Below are 15,970 nucleotides of genomic sequence, written 5' to 3' on the forward strand. Positions count from 1 at the left end.
TGAACCTCCTGTACGGGCAGTGTCAGTGCGCGACGCGGCGCACGGCCGCGACGAGCTTGTCGGTATCGAATGGTTTGACGATCCAGCCGGTCGCGCCAGCAGCGCGGGCGCGGGCCTTCTTCTCGTCCGAACTCTCGGTCGTGAGCACCAGGATCGGACGGTCGCGATGGCGCGTGCCGCCGCGAACCTGCTCGATCAGGCCGAAGCCGTCGAGACGGGGCATGTTGATGTCGGTAATGACGACATCGACCTCGTTCACGGCAAGCCATTCAAGCGCGGAGACCCCGTCGTCAGCCTGGGCGACGTCGAAGCCATTGGTGGAAAGGGCATGATTGAGCAGCGCACGCATGGATGCGCTGTCATCGACGGTGAGAATGCGGGTAGTCTTGGACATCAGATGCCTCGTTTGGTCAGAACAGTTCGACTTCGCCGCGCGGAACCGGGCGGAACACGGGTTGTGGTTTAACCTCGGGCGCATCCGAGGAGGCGACAGTTCGACATCGGACCTGGCCGGATGCCGGACGGAAATCGACGCGGCGGGCATTGGCCCCACCGAGGTCCTCGCGGACCAGTTCGATGCGTTCGCGCAGCAGGAAGCCGCGCGCGAAATCGGCATTTGCCGTGCCGATCTGCTGCATACCGCTGCGAATATTGGCCCCGCCGTAGAGATGCGCGCGCAGCCTGTCCTTGCGTGCGCCATAGGCGAGCATTTCGTTGATGAGCATTTCCATCAGGTAGACGCCGTAGTGCACGTCGACCTCGCCCCGGTTGTGGCTGGCCGGGGGTTCGGACAGCAGGAAGTGATTCATCCCGCCCAGTTCCACTTCCGGGTCGTAAAGACAGGTGGCGACACAGGAGCCCAGAACCGTGCTCAGTTCCACCTTGGGCCCGGCGCTGACCTTGAACTGCCCCTGCAGCACGGTCAGCCGAGTCATGTTGGGCGGGGAAAGATCGAGGGGCATGGCGTCAGGCTGCCTTGTTGAGCGCGTGACGCGCGATGCTGTTGATGGGGGCGACGACCTGCGCGGCGCCGAGCGAAATGGCAGCGCGCGGCATGCCGAAGACGGTGCAGGTCGCCTCGTCCTGGGCGATGGTGTGTGCCCCGGCCTTGCTCATCGCCAGCAGACCCTTGGCACCGTCCTGCCCCATGCCGGTAAGCAGGATTCCCACTGCGCCTGCACCGACGAACTGCGCAACCGAATTGAACAACGCATCCACGCTGGGCACGTGACCCGAAATCGGCTCGCCCCGGCGCAGCTTGGCGTAGAGCGTCGAGTCTCCCTTGACCATTAGATGGTGTTCGGCTTCGGCGGCCAGATAGACGTGGCCGGTCTTGAGCGGCATGTCGTTGACAGCGACCTGGACAGTGGCCGGGCAGACCTGGTCGAGAGTGCGGGCAATTGCCGGCGCGAACCGCGGGTTGACGTGCTGGACGATCACGGTGGGCGGACAATCGCGCGGGAACTCGCGCAGGAGCACCTGCAGCGCCTCGACTCCGCCGGTCGACGAACCGATCGCGATCAGGCGCGTGTCGCGCTTGATGGAGCGGCGGCTTTCCTCGACGACCGAAGGCGTGCTGCGGACCGGCTTGGAAAAACGGACTTGCGCTGCATCGCGGATCATCTTGGCCAGTTCGCCACTGTCCTGCAGGGCCAGCTTGCCGGTGGGATCGTACTTCGAATAACAGTTCACCGCGCCCAGCGCGAGCGCGCGCGCCGTCACCTCGTTGCCCTCCTGCGTGGCGCCGGAAACGATGATCACGGGCGTGGGCCGCAAGGTCATGATCTTCTCGAGGAAGTCGAGGCCGTTCATGCCGGGCATTTCGATGTCGAGCGTGACCACGTCCGGGTCGAGCTTCTTGATGAGCTCACGGCCTTCGGCGGCATTCGACGCGGAGCCGACCACTTCGATGTCGGGCTGTTCGCGCAGGCGCGACATCAGGATCGCACGCATGGTCGGCGAATCGTCGACGATCAGGACGCGAACGCTCATGCGGCCCTCCTGCGGTAGATGGTCGGCCCGACCAGCTGAAAGTCGTTGCCGGCCGGACCGGTCACGCGTTCCGAATGGCCGATGTACAGAAACCCGTTGGGCACGAGCGCGTCGCTGAACCGCTTCACCAACCGTTCCTTGGTCGGGTTATCGAAATATATCATGACGTTGCGACAGAAGATCGCATCGAACTTGCCCTTGATCGGCCACTCGCCGTGCAGGTTGAGCAGGCGGAAGCGGACGATCGCCCGCATGGCATCGGCCATTACAGACTGGTCGCCTTTCTCGCTGGTCCAGGCACGCCGCAGATCTTCGGGCACCGGCTTGAGGTCCTTGGTGGGATAGGTGGCTTCCTCGGCGCGCTTGATGGCGTGCGGGGCAATATCGGTGGCCAGGATGCGCAAGTCGCCGCGTCCGATGTTCAGCCCTGCAGAACGGTCTGCGCCCAGCAGGGTCATGACCAGCGACCAGGTCTCCTCGCCGCTGGAACAGCCTGCAGACCACACGCGCACCGGCTGGCGATTGCGCAGCTTCTCGATCAGGCGCGGGCGCACTTCATTGCCGAGGTGTTCGAAGTGATGCGCCTCGCGGTAGAAGAACGTGTGGTTGGTGGTGAGCGCCGCCACGGCCTTGTTGAGTTCGGCCGGATCGTTGCCGATCAGTTCGATGTACTTGGAAAAGGTGACGCTGTTCGCCGCACGCACCAGCGGCGCGAGCCGCGAGTAGACCAGCATAGCCTTGCCCTGAGGCAATACGATGCCTGCAGCGCCGTAGATGATCTTCGCGATCTGCGCGAAGTCCGCGGCACTGTAGATATCCGGGCTGACGCCAGGAATCGTATCGGTCGGGGCGGTCAGCGCGTTCACGCAGCCTGCCTTTCATTGGAAGGCAGCGCGCAGGCGACGAGGCCATCGACATCGACGATGAGAGCGACACGGCCGTCGCCCAGGATCGTCGCGCCGGCGACGCCTTCGACCGAGCGGAAGTTGGTCGCCAGGCTCTTGATGACGAACTGGCGCTGGTCGCAGATGTCGTCGACCAGGAGCGCGGCCTGACCGGCGCTTTCGGTATCGACGACGATCAGCACGCCATCCCTGGGATCGGTGGCGCCTGTGGGCGCCCCCAATGCATCCTTGAGCGAGATTATCGGAATGAAGCGACCACGCACGTTGAGCATGCGGCGGCTCGATCCCAGGCCGTGGATCTCGGCCTCGCCGGGGCGCAGGCTTTCCACCACATGCGCAAGCGGAACGACCAGCGTCTGGTCACCCACATCGACGATCATGCCATCGGAGATCGCCAGCGTCAGCGGCAGGGTCAGGATGAAGGCAGTGCCCTTGCCCGGCGTGCTGTCGATGGTGATGCGACCGCCGAGGTCCTTCACGTTCTGGCGGACGACGTCCATGCCGACGCCGCGACCGGAAATGTTCGAAACGACCTGCGCGGTGGAGAAGCCAGGCGCAAATATGAGGTTGTCGATTTCCTCGGCCGAGAGCTGAGCATCGGGACTGACGATGCCCTTCTCGATGGCCTTTCGAAGCACAACCTCGCGATTGATGCCGGCGCCGTCATCGGAGATCGAGATGACGATGCGGCCCGAACGGTGCTCGGCAGACAGCGTGAGCGTGCCTTCCGGCGGCTTGCCGGCGGCGATTCGGTCTTCTGCGCTTTCGATGCCGTGATCGACGGCATTGCGGATGAGGTGCGTGAGCGGCTCGCCCAGGCGTTCGATGACCGTCTTGTCGAGCTCGGTGGTCTCACCGAAGACGTCGAGCTTCACGTGCTTTCCGGTCGAGGCGGCGAGATCGCGCAGGATCCGCGGAACGCGGCTGAAGACGCTGGCAATCGGCTGCGCTCGGATCGACATCGCACTTTCCTGGATGTCGCGCGTCAGGGTTTCGAGAAGGCTCAGTTCTTCTGTGGCCGTCACGCTGGCCCCATCGAGACGCTGCACCAGCATAGCCTGGGCGATCACGAGTTCGCCGACGAGGTCGATCAGTCGGTCGAGCTTGAACAGGTCGATACGGATCGACTGGCCACTGGTCGCGGCAGGGGCTCCCGAAGCCGGCCCGGCCGCCTTTTCAGGTGGAGCGGGCTTGTCCGCAGTTACAGCCTTATCGGCGGCAGCCGATTTCACCTCGGCAACTGGCGCCGGCGCCTCGGGCGCCTTTTCGGGCGCCGGTGCGGGAGACGCCGCGGCGGCAGGTTCAACGGCCGGCGCCGGGTTGATGGCGATCGGCTCCGGCTTGGGCGCCGGTGCGGCCTCGACGATCTGCACGGCGGGAATTTCCACGTCGTCACCAATCGCCAGCGCACAATCGTCGCCGATAAAATCGAAGATGTCGCGCACAGCCTCTTCGGACACGTCTGCCGGCATCGCGAATGTCCAGCCGAGATAGCCCTGCGAAACATCGAAAGCGTCGAGCGGGGGAACCTGGCTGACGTCGCAGATGGCGCACTCGCCGCCCAGCTCGGCCATGTCACGCAACATGAGCAGCGGCTCGGAACCATTGCGCATGGCGCCGGCGCGCGGTCGCAGATGGACCTTCCAGCGCTTGTCCTCTGCCGCCGATGCCTCGGCGGCTGGAGCTTCGGCGGCCTGGGGAGCGGGCGCCTCAAAGCCCGCGGTCAGATCGTCGAGCAACGCATCGAGATCGAGATCGTCGCCGGCGCCTTCCGAAGCCTCAGCCTCCGGCGCAGGCTCCGGTGTCGGCTCGGGTTCGGGCGCCGTTTCCGGAGCCGCGGCGGCACCGCCGCCGTTGGCTGCCATCGCGCTTTCCATCTCGGAAATCAGCGCCGCATCGGCCGGCGCATCGCCGCCTTCGCGGGCTGCTTCGACATGGTCGGAAAGGGTATCAAGCGCGCGCAGCAGCAAGTCGACGAGTTGGCTCTCGATCGCGACGAGACCCTCGCGCACGTCGGACAGCAGGGTCTCGAACGTGTGCGTATAGCCCTGTAGCGCCGTATACCCGAATGCACCGGCACCGCCCTTGATCGAGTGGACCGCGCGAAAGACCGCGTTAACCGTATCCGAATCATGCGTGCCGGCATGGCAGGCCGCCAGTCCCGATTCGGCCGCGGCGAGCGATTCCTCGCATTCGGCAAAGAATATCTGCTGGATTTCTTCGGGGCTCATAGTTCGCTCTCTTCGAACAGTTCGGCGGTCAGCCCGGTCAGGCGGGCGGCATCTTCAAGTGCCGGCGACGGCGTGATTTGCGCACCGTCGCCGCTGCGCCGCGCGGAGACGAGAAGCTGCAGTACAGCCTGGCCCACGTGCTCGACCGCGCTGGCGTCGATGCGGATGGCGCCACTACCCAGCGCGGCAACGAGCTCCGGCCAGACCACTTCTGCCGCGGCCCGGTCGCAACGCGCTGGCAAGGTAATGCTGTTCATCATTGTCCCCCATTTCTCCGGTCTAGGTTAACGGCCGGCAGTTCCTGCTCGGTATCAAGCCCCATCCGGAATTTCCCTCGTGCGCATGCAATACTTTCCCGCTTGAGGCTCCCCGGGGCTGAAATCCGTAAAAAGTGAAGCACTTAACCATCCTCTTTCGGCCGGATCGACTGGTCGCCCCGGATTGCCGGCGCGGGTGAACAGTGCAGTGTTAGAAGAAACCGTGCGAACGTGACGTTTGCCCGAAACTCAGGCGAAGTGCGTAGTGTGGTTAAGGAATTTCATCGGACCTTTAGCGGTATGTCGTAATCACGAAGCGATTAGAGATAACAGAAGGTCCCAATCCCATGCATGACGCCCGCGTTCTGGTAGTCGACGATTCGGCGGCAATGCGCGCCCTGTTCTGCGACGTGCTCGAGCAGACCAAGAACGTCCTTGTCGTCGGCACTGCAGCCAACGCGGACGAAGCACGCGACCAAATCGCCGAACTGCGCCCCAATGTCGTCACTCTCGACGTCGAAATGCCCGGCATGAGCGGAATCGAATTTCTCGAGGAAATCATGAACACCAATCCGCTGCCGGTGGTCATGCTCTCGAGCCTTACGCAAAGCGGCACGGAAACGTCGCTCAAGGCCTTCGAACTGGGCGCTGTCGAATGTTTTCCCAAGCCGCTCAAGGCAACGCCGGAGCAGTTCCAGAAAACGGTGGGCAAGCTCGGCAAGATCGTGCTTGCCGCTGCCAATTCGAACTTGCGCGAAAAGCCCCGCCCCCGCGCCGCGAAGGCCGAAGGCGATGCCGGTCCCGACTATTCCCCCAACGGCAAGATCGCTGCCTTCAGCACCTCGATGGGCGGCGTCGACGCGCTGACCGAAGTGCTGGGCCACTATCCCAAGAACTGCCCGCCCACGGTCATCGTCCTGCAGACCGAACCGGCGCTGGCCGAAATGTTCATCGCGCGCGCCGACAAGGAATGCGCCTGCTCGGTCAAGGCCGCCGCCGATGGCGCCGAGTTGAGCGCCGGCACCGTCCACATCGTGTTCGATCCCAACAAGCACGTGATCGTCGAACCCGGAATTCCCGCCAAACTGCGCATGGTCGAACGCGAACCCGTGGAAGGGTTCCGCCCTTCTGCGACGCTGCTGTTCGGCTCGTTGTCTCGGGCCGGAATGGCCACCATCGGCTCGGTCCTGACGGGCATGGGCGAAGATGGCGCAAAGGGCCTGAAGCTGTTGAAGGCCGCGGGCTTCCGCACGCTGGCGCAGGACCGCACCACCGCAACCGTGCCGCAGGCTCCGGCAGCGGCCGTCGAAGCCGGCGCAGTCGATGCCGAACTCAAGCTCGAGGATCTGGCCGCCGATGTGCTGGCCAACTGCGGCACTGCCGCCGTTGCCGAGGCCGTCGCCTCCTGACCGTACCCAGCCGCACCCGTTACCGAAAACGCTGCGTCCGGCCATGCCGGGCGCAGCGTTTTCATTTCGCAGGGGATGATTGCCCGGTCCGCGAGGCCTTTTTCGCGTCCGGGGAAAGGTCGGTCAGTGACCCGCCGCCGGCTTCACGTTCTTTGGCGGCCGCGGTGCCAGCCAGATCGTCGTAGCTGCAAGGAACAGCGCAACGGCCGCCAGCGCGAAGAGGTGCGTAGTGCCTTGCGCCATGCCCTGCCTCGCCACCATCTGCGCAATCGCGGCCCGCGCCTGCTCCGCCGACATGCCCACGGACTGCAAGGCCGATGAGACGGCATCGGCACCGTTGAGCGTACCGGCCATTTCCGCTGCGTCGGCCCGGCCCATGTTGCTCCAGAGCGTCGTGACGATGGCCGTCGCGACCGCACCGGCCAGCGTCCGCCCGAAATTCGCGATACCGGCGGCGGACGCTGTTTCCTCGGGATCCACTGCGGCCAGGCTGATCGTCGTGAGAGGCACCATGAACATCGCCACGCCCATGCCCTGAAGCAGTTGCGGGTAGGAGAACTCCCAAAACGTCGAATCGGTCGACCACCACGTGCGGAAGATCGCGCAGACCCCGATCCAGGCAATGCCGATGAACACCAGCAGGCGAGGATCGTAGCGCTGCATCAACAGCGGCACCAGCGGCGACATGATCACCGCCAACACACCGGAGAAGGCCATGGCATAGCCGGCCTCCGTCGCGGTGTAGCCCATCGTGATCTGCAGGAACTGGGGGATCACGACCACGGACGAGAAATAGGTACCGAAGGCGATCATCAAGGCAATGACCGCCGCCGTGAAGCCGCGATGGCGAAACACCTTGAGATCGACGATGGGGTGATCTTCCGTGAGCTCCCAGATCAGGAACACGCAGAAGAAAAAGGCCGCGCTCGCTGCCAGCAGGACGATGCGGGTCGAGCTGAACCAGTCCTCCTCGCGGCCGAGGTCCAGCATCATCTGGAACGAACCCACCCAGAGCACCAGCAGGACCAGGCCGACGAAATCGATCGGCAGCTTCACGGTCGGCGTCTCGACACCCCGAAGCAAGGCTACGATCGCGGTGAAGATGATCGCCACGATCGGCACGTTGATGAAGAATATCCATTCCCACGACCAGTTGTCGCTGATGTAGCCGCCCAGGATCGGCCCGAAGATCGGTGCCGTGACCACCGTCATCGCCCACAGGGCCATGGCCTTTGCATGCATGTCCTTGGGAAAGATGCGCAGCATCAGCGTCTGGGTAAGCGGCATCAGCGGGCCGCCGCAAAGGCCTTGCCCCAGACGGAACACGACAAGCATGTTCAACGTCCCCGACAGACCGCAAAGCGCGGAGAACACGCCGAAGCCTGCCAACGAGAACAGGAAGGTACGCAAGGTGCCGAAGCGGCCGGCCAGCCATCCGGTCAGCGGCACGCAGATCGCTTCCGCCACGGCGTAGGAAGTGATCACCCAGGTCGCGCTCTGGGTCGACACCGCGAGCCCGCCCGCGATGTGCGGGATCGAGACGTTGGCGATCGTCATGTCCAGCACGACGATGAAGTTCGCCATTGCCAGCACAAACCCGGCAAGGACCAGGCGCGCACCGTGGAAGGTGGTTGCGCCGTTACCGTTGCCCGCGCCCTGCGCGGGAGCAGCTCCGGCTGTTCCCGAAGAGGCCATCAGTTCTTGCTCGTAAGGTCGATCGTGGCTTCCATCGACAGGCCGATTCGCAGCGGATGCTTGTTCAGTTCCTTGGGATCGAGCTCGATCCGCACCGGCAGGCGCTGCACGACCTTGATCCAGTTACCGGTCGCGTTCTGCGCCGGGATCAGCGAGAAGGCCGCTCCCGTACCACCGGCAAAGCCGACAACCTTGCCGTGGAAGACGACGTCATCGCCATAGAAGTCAGAGATAACGGTCGCCGTCTGGCCGCTGCGCACCTTGCCGAGTTCATCTTCCTTGAAGTTCGCATCGACATAGAGCCTCCCTACCGGCACGATGATCATCGCCGCCGTCCCATTTTCCACCTTCTGGCCGACCTGGATCGTGCGCTTGGCGACGACTCCGTCGATCGGCGCACGGATCACCGTGCGTTTCAGGTCCAGCTCGGCCGCTGCGAGTCGGCTCTTGGCAAGAAGCACCTCGGGGGCAGTGGCGACGTCGGTTCCGCGCGTCAGCGCGCGCGCGGCCTCTTCCTGCCGGCGGGCGCTGTTTGCATCCGAACGGGCAGAGGCGAGCCCGGCCTTGGCTTCCTGCGCGGCTGCCCTGGCGGACGCCAGCGCTTCACGCGCCGCAGTCAGTTCCTCGGCAGAAACGGCTCCGCTGCCTTCAAGCGCGGCCCGGCGATCATAATCGGCCTTTGCCTTTGCCAGAGCCGCACGGGTTGATTCGACTTTGGCCTGGGCCGCGCCGATCTGCGTGGAACTGGCGTCGGCAGCGGCAGCCAGCGCCTTGTTGTTGGCGAGCGCCTGGCCGTACCGCCGCTTGGCATATTCCAGCCCGGCCTGAGCCTGGGCAAGCGCGATCTTCTGATCCGCATCGTCGAGCCGGAACAGGATCTGTCCGCGCCTTACCGGCTGGGTGTCGGTAACGTAGACTTCCGCCACCTTTCCGGACGTCAGCGGCGTTACCTCGGCCGTCTCGCCGGCGACATAGGCATTCTCGGTCGATACCGAACGGCTGCCGATGAACACCTCGTAGAGATAATAGAGCCCGGCAATCGCGACCACCGCGATGGCGAGACCGATCAGCAAGGGCTGGCGCTTGTTCTTGTCGACGACGCTCCCGGATGACTTTCCTGTCTCGCTGGTTTCGGCGTTATGCGCATCATCGGGGGCGCCGGCAGGCTGATCCTGCACGTCTTCACTCATTGTCGGGAGCCTTTTCATTGGAATTGTCTGCGAACCCGCCGCCCAGCGCGCGCTTGAGAGCGACTTCGCTGGCGAGGGTGCGGAAATGGGCATCGACCTCCGCCTCGCGCGCCTGCAGTGCGGCGGTCTGGGCATCGAGTGCCTCGAGATAGCTCGACAGGCCAGCGCGATAGCGCTTCATCGCGAGATCGAAGGCCGCGCCGGACGTCGAGGCGGCCTCGACCGCCTCCTGCTCCTGCACGGCGGCGGCCTCTTGGCTGGCCAGCGCATCGGCAACGTCCTGAAGCGCTCCGGCGACCGTAGCGTTGTAATCGGCCACTGCCGCATCATAGGCGCCGCGGGCCTGGGTGAAGTTGCCCTTGAGCCGCCCGCCCTGGAATATCGGCAGGGTCAGCGCCGCACCGGCATTCCCGTAGGTCGATCCGCTGTCGACGAGGTTGGAAATCCCCAGCGACGTCATCCCGATCAGGCCGCGCAGCGAAATGTCGGGCATGAACTGCGCCCGCGCGACGTCGATCCGCGCTGCTGCCGCTTCGGCACGCAAACGGGCCGCGACGATGTCTGGACGGCGACCGGCAAGCGCGATGCCCGCTTCGGCCGGAATACCGGTCCCGGGCACGGATGCCGGCGCCGGGGGATTGATGGCGAGGCCACGGTCGGGCCCTGCCCCGAGGAGGGCTGCGATGGCATGGCGGCGCAGCGCGATCTGTTCTTCGTTTGCGGAAACGGCCGCCCGAGCGGACGCCGCAGCGGCCTGAGCCCGGCGCAGCGGCGTATTGTTCTCGAGTCCATGCTGCACGCGCTTGGCGAAAAGGTCGACCATCGCCGCGCGAGCCTCGCTGGCTTCGCCAAGCGCCTTCCCGCGCTCGATGAGGCGCGCGAGATCGAAATAGGACGAGACGACATTGCTCGACAGCATCAGCTCTGCCTGCCGTGCGTCGGCCATGGCCGCTTCGGCCTCCGATGTTGCAGCCGCGAGCGCCTTGCGGTTCTTGCCCCACAGATCGAGATTGAAGTCGCCCGAAAGCGCCAGCGTACCCGTGCTTTTCCAGCCATGGGGCACGAAGGCCGATGGAATGCCCATGTTGTAGCTTTGCTTGGTCAGACCGCCGGATGCTTCCGCGCCGACCGAAGGGAGCGTGGCAGCACCGGCCACCTGTGCGGCTCCGCGGGCTTGCCGGATACGGGCCTGCGCCAGGGCGACGCTGGGTGAACCTGCCAGGGCTTCCCCCACAAGGGCATCGAGCTGCGGATCGCCATAGACGGTCCACCAGTTGTCTGCCGGCCAGGTCCGCGCGGCGCCGTGGTCATGCAGCGACTGCGCCGAAGCCAGCGCCCCGGGCGCAGTCATTTTGGGACGAGGGCCGAGGTCAGGTGCAGCGCAAGCGGAAAGTGAAAGCGCGCTCGCCAGCATCACTGCGGCGACTCGCGGACGATTACGTGTACTCATTGGTACACTTTTATCGAGATGCCCATTGCAAGTGTCAACTGGAAAGTGTACTACCTAGTACAAATATGACAAACCTCATGGGAAAGAGAGAGCTCAACAAGGCCCGCAAGCGCGCGGAGATCGTGAACATTGCGACACGGTCGTTCTTCGAACGCGGCTATGCCGCCACCACCATGTCGGCCATTGCCGAAGAACTGGGCGGCTCGAAAGCCACTTTGTGGGCGCACTTCGGCTCCAAGGAAGAGCTGTTCGAAGCCGTCATCGACCAGCAAGTCGAATCGTTTTCGCGCGACATCGACGAGGTCCTGACCAGCCAGACCTATTCGAAGCCTGCGCTGCGGCGTTTCTGCCTTCGCTTCCTGGAATGCATGATGCGCGACAATGCCGTGCGCCTGTTCAGCCTGATACTGAGCGAAGGCGAGCGCTTTCCGGAAATCAGGGAGATGTTCTACTCGCGCGGCCCGGCGAAAGTCCGCAAGTGCATCATCGCATTCTATGCCACCCATGTTTCCGAAGCCGAAGCGCACAGCCTGATGCAACTGACGGTCTCGGCCATCTCGGGCTACCGCTCCGACGTCCAACTGCGCCCCAAGCGGCCCACCAGGGCGGAACAGGAAGAATTCGTCAACTGCCTCGTCGAGTTGATCGCGGCGCGCGCCGAACACGAAGGCGACGCCTCGCTTCAGCCGTAACGCGCCAGGGCCTCGGCGACCCGGGCCTTCGCAGCGCCGACCGGGTCCTGCTCCCCGAGCATCGCGAAAGTTCCGTTGATCGCGAAGAAGCAGTGGCCGTGCACGCTTGCCAGAAGCGAACGCGCGAGCGGCAGCGCGTGCTGCCTGGCATCGGCCGGCAGAACCGCGGCAATCTCGCGCACGATCACACCGGTGATCGCCTCCACTTTCTCACGGTAGCTTTCCGATGGCAGTTCGCCGGCAGGCAACCGAAAATCGTAGAGCGCCGTCCACGCGTGGCGATGGCCCAGCGCGAAGTCGAAATAGGCTTCGATCGCGGCATCCAGCCTGTCCTTCTCGCGCCCCGCCAGCCGCTCTTCGAGAAAGGCGAGCCATATATCCAGTGTGCGCCCGTTCAGTGCCAGCATCAGGGCGCTATACGAGCCGAACACATTGTAGATCGTGCCGATCGAATAGCCGATGCCCTTGGCAACCTCGCGCGCGGAAAATCGCGCGAATCCGACCTCGGAAAGCTGGCGATGCCCTTCCTCCAGTATCAGCTCGCGCAGTTCCTCGCGCGTGTGGTCGGACCGTCGTCCCATGTCTGCAAACCCTTTCCTTTCCGGCCCTTTTGCAAATTAATTGAACGCCGTCCAATTTTTTAATTGAACACTGTTTAGTTTTGTGGGACACGAAGCCTGCCAAACGCGGGTCGTCCTATTAACGCCTTGCGTCTAGAGCATCGCTATCAGGAGGAACCGGCGTGTCCGCACCAGACTTCTCACTGCTTGCAAAACGGCGTTTCGCGCCGATGTTCACGGTCCAGTTCCTGGGCGCCTTCAACGACAATCTGCTCAAGTACGCGATGCTGCTGCTCGCGAACTACGGCCTGTTCCGCGATGCGCCGGACAAGGCGGGCATGCTCTCGGTGGTGGCCACCGGGCTGTTCACCCTGCCCTATTTCCTGTTCTCGGCGCTCGCAGGCCAGGTGGCCGACCGCATCGACAAGGCCACGCTGGTGCGCTGGGTCAAGCTCGCCGAGGTCGGCATCATGGGCATCGCGCTTGTCGGCTTTGCGTGGGAATCGATCCCGCTTTTGCTCGCCAGCCTGTTCCTGATGGGCCTGCACTCGACCGTATTCGGCCCGGTCAAGTATTCGATCCTGCCCCAGCACCTGCACGAGCGCGAGATCATGGGCGGCACCGGCCTGATCGAGGCAGGCACGTTTCTGGCCATCCTGACCGGACAACTGCTCGCCGGGCAGGTCCTGCCGTGGGAGGCCGGACTCGTCGCCATGGGGCTTGCCGTGCTGGGCTATGTCTCGGCGCTCGCGATCCCGAGCGCACCGCCCAGCCGCGGCGGCCATCCGGTCGACTGGAACATCGCACGCGGGACCTGGCACGTGCTCACCACCGCCCACAAGGGCCGCGGCGTGTGGCTGGCGGTGCTGGGCATCAGCTGGTTCTTCACCGCCGGCGCGGTGCTGCTGACCGAATTCGTCCCGCTCGTCTCCGATACGCTCAATGCGCAAAAGGACGTGGCAACGCTGTTCCTCGTGATCTTCTCGGTGACCATCGCGCTCGGCTCGATGACGGTGAACCGCCTGCTGCAAGGCGAGGTTTCGGCCAAGTACGTGCCGATCAGCGCGCTGGCGCTGGCTCTCGGCCTGATCGACCTGTCCTTCGCCGCGGGCGGCTTTGCCGTCACCTATCCCAACGCCAGCATTGCCGAATTCGCCGCCAGCCCCGGTTCGTGGCGGATCTTCGCCGACCTGTTCGTGATCGCCTTTTCCGGCGGCATGTTCATCGTGCCCCTCTACGCCATCCTGCAGGTCCGCTCTCCGGCCGAGGAGCGCTCGCAGGTGATCGCGGCGAACAACATCCTCAATGCGGGCATGACGGTGATTGCCGTCGTCATCGTCGCGCTGCTGCTGTCCGCCGGGTTCAGCGTGGCGCAGGTCATCGGCGTGCTGGGCTTTGCAACGCTGGTCGTCGCGATGGTCTCGATCTGGCTGCTGCCCGAAACGCTGTTCAAGGCGGTGATCCGCGTGGTGCTGAAAGTGCTCTACCGCGTCGATGTGACCGGGATCGAGAACATGCCGGCGCCCGGCGAGCGCGCGGTCGTGGTAGTCAACCACCTCTCGTTCCTCGACGGTGTATTGCTCGGCGCCTTCCTGCCCGGCAAGCCGACCTTCGCGGTCCACACCGCCATCGCGAAGAGCTGGTGGATCCAGCCCTTCCTCAAGCTGTTCCGCGCCTTTCCGGTCGATCCCACCAACCCGATGGCAGCCAAGGCCATGGTGCGCACCGTGCGCGAGGGCAATACGCTGGTGATCTTCCCCGAAGGCCGCATCACCGTGACCGGCGCGCTGATGAAGGTGTTCGACGGCCCCGGCATGGTCGCCGACAAGGCCGACGCGCCGATCGTACCGGTGCGCCTCAACGGCCCGCAATTCACCCCCTTCTCGCGCCTCAAGGGCAAGGTCCGTACCCGGGTCTTCCCCAAGATCAGCATCGACGTGCTGCCCCCGCGCCGCTTCCGGATTGAAGGCGAGATGTCGGCGCGCGAACGCCGCGCCATCGCCGGGCGCCGTCTCTACGACGAGATGAGCGCGATGATCTTCGCCACCACCGACACCGACCGGACGCTGTTCTCGGCCCTGTGCGCCGCCCGCGCGGTGCATGGCGGCAAGGCCGAAGTGGTCGAGGACATCAAGCGCGAACCGCTCTCGCTCGACCGGCTGATCCTCGGCTCCGAACTGCTGGGCGACCGGCTGGCCCACCGCACGCGCCCCGGCGAGGCGGTCGGCCTGCTGCTGCCCAACGTCAACGGCGCGGCGCTCGCGTTCTTCGCGCTGCAGGCCGAAGGGCGCGTGGCGGCGATGCTCAACTTCACCGCCGGTCTCACCAACCTGCTCTCCGCTTGCGAGACCGCCGAAATCCGCGCGGTCGTCACCGCCCACGCCTTCGTCGAACAGGCCAAGCTGCAGGACACGATCAACGTGCTGGAAGCCAGCGGACGCCGCGTGCTCTATCTGGAAGACCTCGCGCAGGAGATCGGCACCGGCGCCAAGCTGTGGCACCTGCTGCTGAAGAACGGCGCGGAAGGGCGTCATCTCAAGCGCAAGGTCTCGCCCGATGCGCCCGCGGTGATCCTCTTCACCAGCGGATCGGAAGGCACGCCCAAGGGCGTAGTCCTCACCCACCGCAACCTGCTGGCCAACTGCGCCCAACTTGCCGCGCGGATCGATTTCAATACCAGCGACGTGGTGCTCAACGCACTGCCGGTGTTCCACTCGTTCGGACTGACCGGGGGCACGCTGCTGCCGATCCTCAACGGCATCAAGACCGTGTTCTATCCCAGCCCGCTGCACTACCGGATCGTCCCGGCGCTTGCCTACGACGCCAATGCGACGATCCTGTTCGGCACCGACACGTTCCTGTCCGGCTATGCTCGCATGGCGCACAGCTACGACTTCTACTCGCTGCGCTACATCTTCGCGGGCGCCGAGAAAGTGCGCGAGGAAACCCGCAAGACCTATGCCGACAAGTTCGGCCTGCGCATCCTAGAAGGCTACGGCGCCACCGAATGCGCGCCGGTAATAGCGGTGAACACGCCGATGCACTTCAAGGCCGGCACTGTCGGCCGCCTGCTGCCCGCGATGGAAGCGCGCCTCGAACCGGTGCCGGGCATCGAGGAAGGCGGCCGTCTTTACGTGAAGGGCCCCAATGTCATGGCCGGCTACATGCTGGCGAGCGATCCGGGCAAGCTGCAGCCGCCCGCCGAGGGATGGCACGACACCGGCGATATCGTCACCATCGACGATGCCGGCTTCGTGACGATCCGCGGCCGCGCCAAGCGGTTTGCCAAGATCGGCGGCGAAATGGTCTCGCTTCCGGCCGTGGAAGGCTATGCCGCGAAAGTCTGGCCGAATGCCGATCACGCGGTCGTGACCCGGCCGGACGCGAAAAAGGGCGAACAACTGGTGCTCTACACGACTACCCCCGACGCCGATCCCAAGGCCCTGCTCGCATGGGGTCGGGCCAACGGCGTCACCGAACTGATGCTGCCGCGCGACATCCGCGTGCTGGATGCGCTGCCGGTGCTGGGCACGGGCAAGCTGGACTACGTGACGCTGGGCGAGATGGCGAAGGGGTGTTAGACGGCCCG

Annotated in this window: 13 protein-coding genes; 3 read left to right on the forward strand and 10 right to left on the reverse strand. The window is 64.7% G+C overall.

What is annotated here, in order from left to right:
• Window positions 1-22 precede the first annotated feature (22 nt).
• The 6 genes from LK12_RS01760 to LK12_RS01785 are packed head-to-tail and all read right to left on the reverse strand — an operon-like array spanning window position 23 to window position 5,385.
• Window positions 23-394 carry a response regulator gene (locus LK12_RS01760; RefSeq protein WP_082010295.1) on the reverse strand — a complete coding sequence of 124 codons (372 nt, stop codon included), beginning with the start codon at window positions 392-394 and terminating at the stop codon, window positions 23-25.
• Window positions 395-410: 16 nt separating this feature from the next.
• Complete coding sequence (locus LK12_RS01765) at window positions 411-962, reverse strand: chemotaxis protein CheD (RefSeq protein WP_039278552.1); 552 nt, start codon at window positions 960-962, stop codon at window positions 411-413.
• 4 nt (window positions 963-966) lie between these two features.
• A complete protein-coding gene (locus LK12_RS01770; protein ID WP_039278554.1) occupies window positions 967-1,992 on the reverse strand; it encodes a protein-glutamate methylesterase/protein-glutamine glutaminase in 1,026 nt (341 codons plus the stop codon).
• Window positions 1,989-2,858: a CheR family methyltransferase gene (locus LK12_RS01775; protein WP_039278557.1), complete on the reverse strand. Its 870-nt coding sequence runs from the start codon at window positions 2,856-2,858 to the stop codon at window positions 1,989-1,991. The genes LK12_RS01770 and LK12_RS01775 overlap by 4 nt, the downstream gene beginning before the upstream one ends.
• On the reverse strand, window positions 2,855-5,128 hold the full coding sequence (locus tag LK12_RS01780) for a chemotaxis protein CheA (RefSeq protein WP_039278559.1): 2,274 nt from the start codon (window positions 5,126-5,128) through the stop codon (window positions 2,855-2,857). Before LK12_RS01780 ends, LK12_RS01775 begins: the two co-directional genes overlap by 4 nt.
• On the reverse strand, window positions 5,125-5,385 hold the full coding sequence (locus LK12_RS01785; protein WP_231568188.1) for an STAS domain-containing protein: 261 nt from the start codon (window positions 5,383-5,385) through the stop codon (window positions 5,125-5,127). Before LK12_RS01785 ends, LK12_RS01780 begins: the two co-directional genes overlap by 4 nt.
• A 347-nt stretch (window positions 5,386-5,732) precedes the next feature.
• On the opposite strand from LK12_RS01785, the gene LK12_RS01790 reads away from it, so the two are divergent.
• A complete protein-coding gene (locus tag LK12_RS01790) occupies window positions 5,733-6,794 on the forward strand; it encodes a chemotaxis protein CheB (RefSeq protein WP_039278561.1) in 1,062 nt (353 codons plus the stop codon).
• A 123-nt stretch (window positions 6,795-6,917) separates the two neighbouring features.
• On the opposite strand, the gene LK12_RS01795 is transcribed toward LK12_RS01790, so the two are convergent.
• Genes LK12_RS01795 through LK12_RS01805 form a run of 3 tightly spaced genes read right to left on the reverse strand, consistent with a single transcriptional unit; the run spans window position 6,918 to window position 11,129 of the window.
• Window positions 6,918-8,489: a DHA2 family efflux MFS transporter permease subunit gene (locus LK12_RS01795; RefSeq protein WP_039278563.1), complete on the reverse strand. Its 1,572-nt coding sequence runs from the start codon at window positions 8,487-8,489 to the stop codon at window positions 6,918-6,920.
• Complete coding sequence (locus LK12_RS01800) at window positions 8,489-9,679, reverse strand: HlyD family secretion protein (RefSeq protein ID WP_052223085.1); 1,191 nt, start codon at window positions 9,677-9,679, stop codon at window positions 8,489-8,491. The genes LK12_RS01795 and LK12_RS01800 overlap by 1 nt, the downstream gene beginning before the upstream one ends.
• On the reverse strand, window positions 9,672-11,129 hold the full coding sequence (locus LK12_RS01805; protein ID WP_039278565.1) for an efflux transporter outer membrane subunit: 1,458 nt from the start codon (window positions 11,127-11,129) through the stop codon (window positions 9,672-9,674). Before LK12_RS01805 ends, LK12_RS01800 begins: the two co-directional genes overlap by 8 nt.
• 77 nt (window positions 11,130-11,206) lie before the next feature.
• On the opposite strand from LK12_RS01805, the gene LK12_RS01810 reads away from it, so the two are divergent.
• Complete coding sequence (locus tag LK12_RS01810; protein WP_156135352.1) at window positions 11,207-11,821, forward strand: TetR/AcrR family transcriptional regulator; 615 nt, start codon at window positions 11,207-11,209, stop codon at window positions 11,819-11,821.
• On the opposite strand, the gene LK12_RS01815 is transcribed toward LK12_RS01810, so the two are convergent.
• Entirely contained in the window at window positions 11,812-12,402 is a 591-nt protein-coding gene (locus LK12_RS01815; RefSeq protein WP_039278568.1) for a TetR/AcrR family transcriptional regulator, read from the reverse strand. The genes LK12_RS01810 and LK12_RS01815 overlap by 10 nt on opposite strands.
• A gap of 161 nt (window positions 12,403-12,563) precedes the next feature.
• On the opposite strand from LK12_RS01815, the gene LK12_RS01820 reads away from it, so the two are divergent.
• Window positions 12,564-15,962, forward strand: a complete 3,399-nt coding sequence (locus LK12_RS01820; protein ID WP_231568190.1) for an acyl-[ACP]--phospholipid O-acyltransferase — start codon at window positions 12,564-12,566, stop codon at window positions 15,960-15,962.
• Window positions 15,963-15,970 lie beyond the last annotated feature (8 nt).

The organism is Novosphingobium malaysiense, assembly GCF_000802225.1.
In the GTDB taxonomy this organism is placed as follows: domain Bacteria; phylum Pseudomonadota; class Alphaproteobacteria; order Sphingomonadales; family Sphingomonadaceae; genus Novosphingobium; species Novosphingobium malaysiense.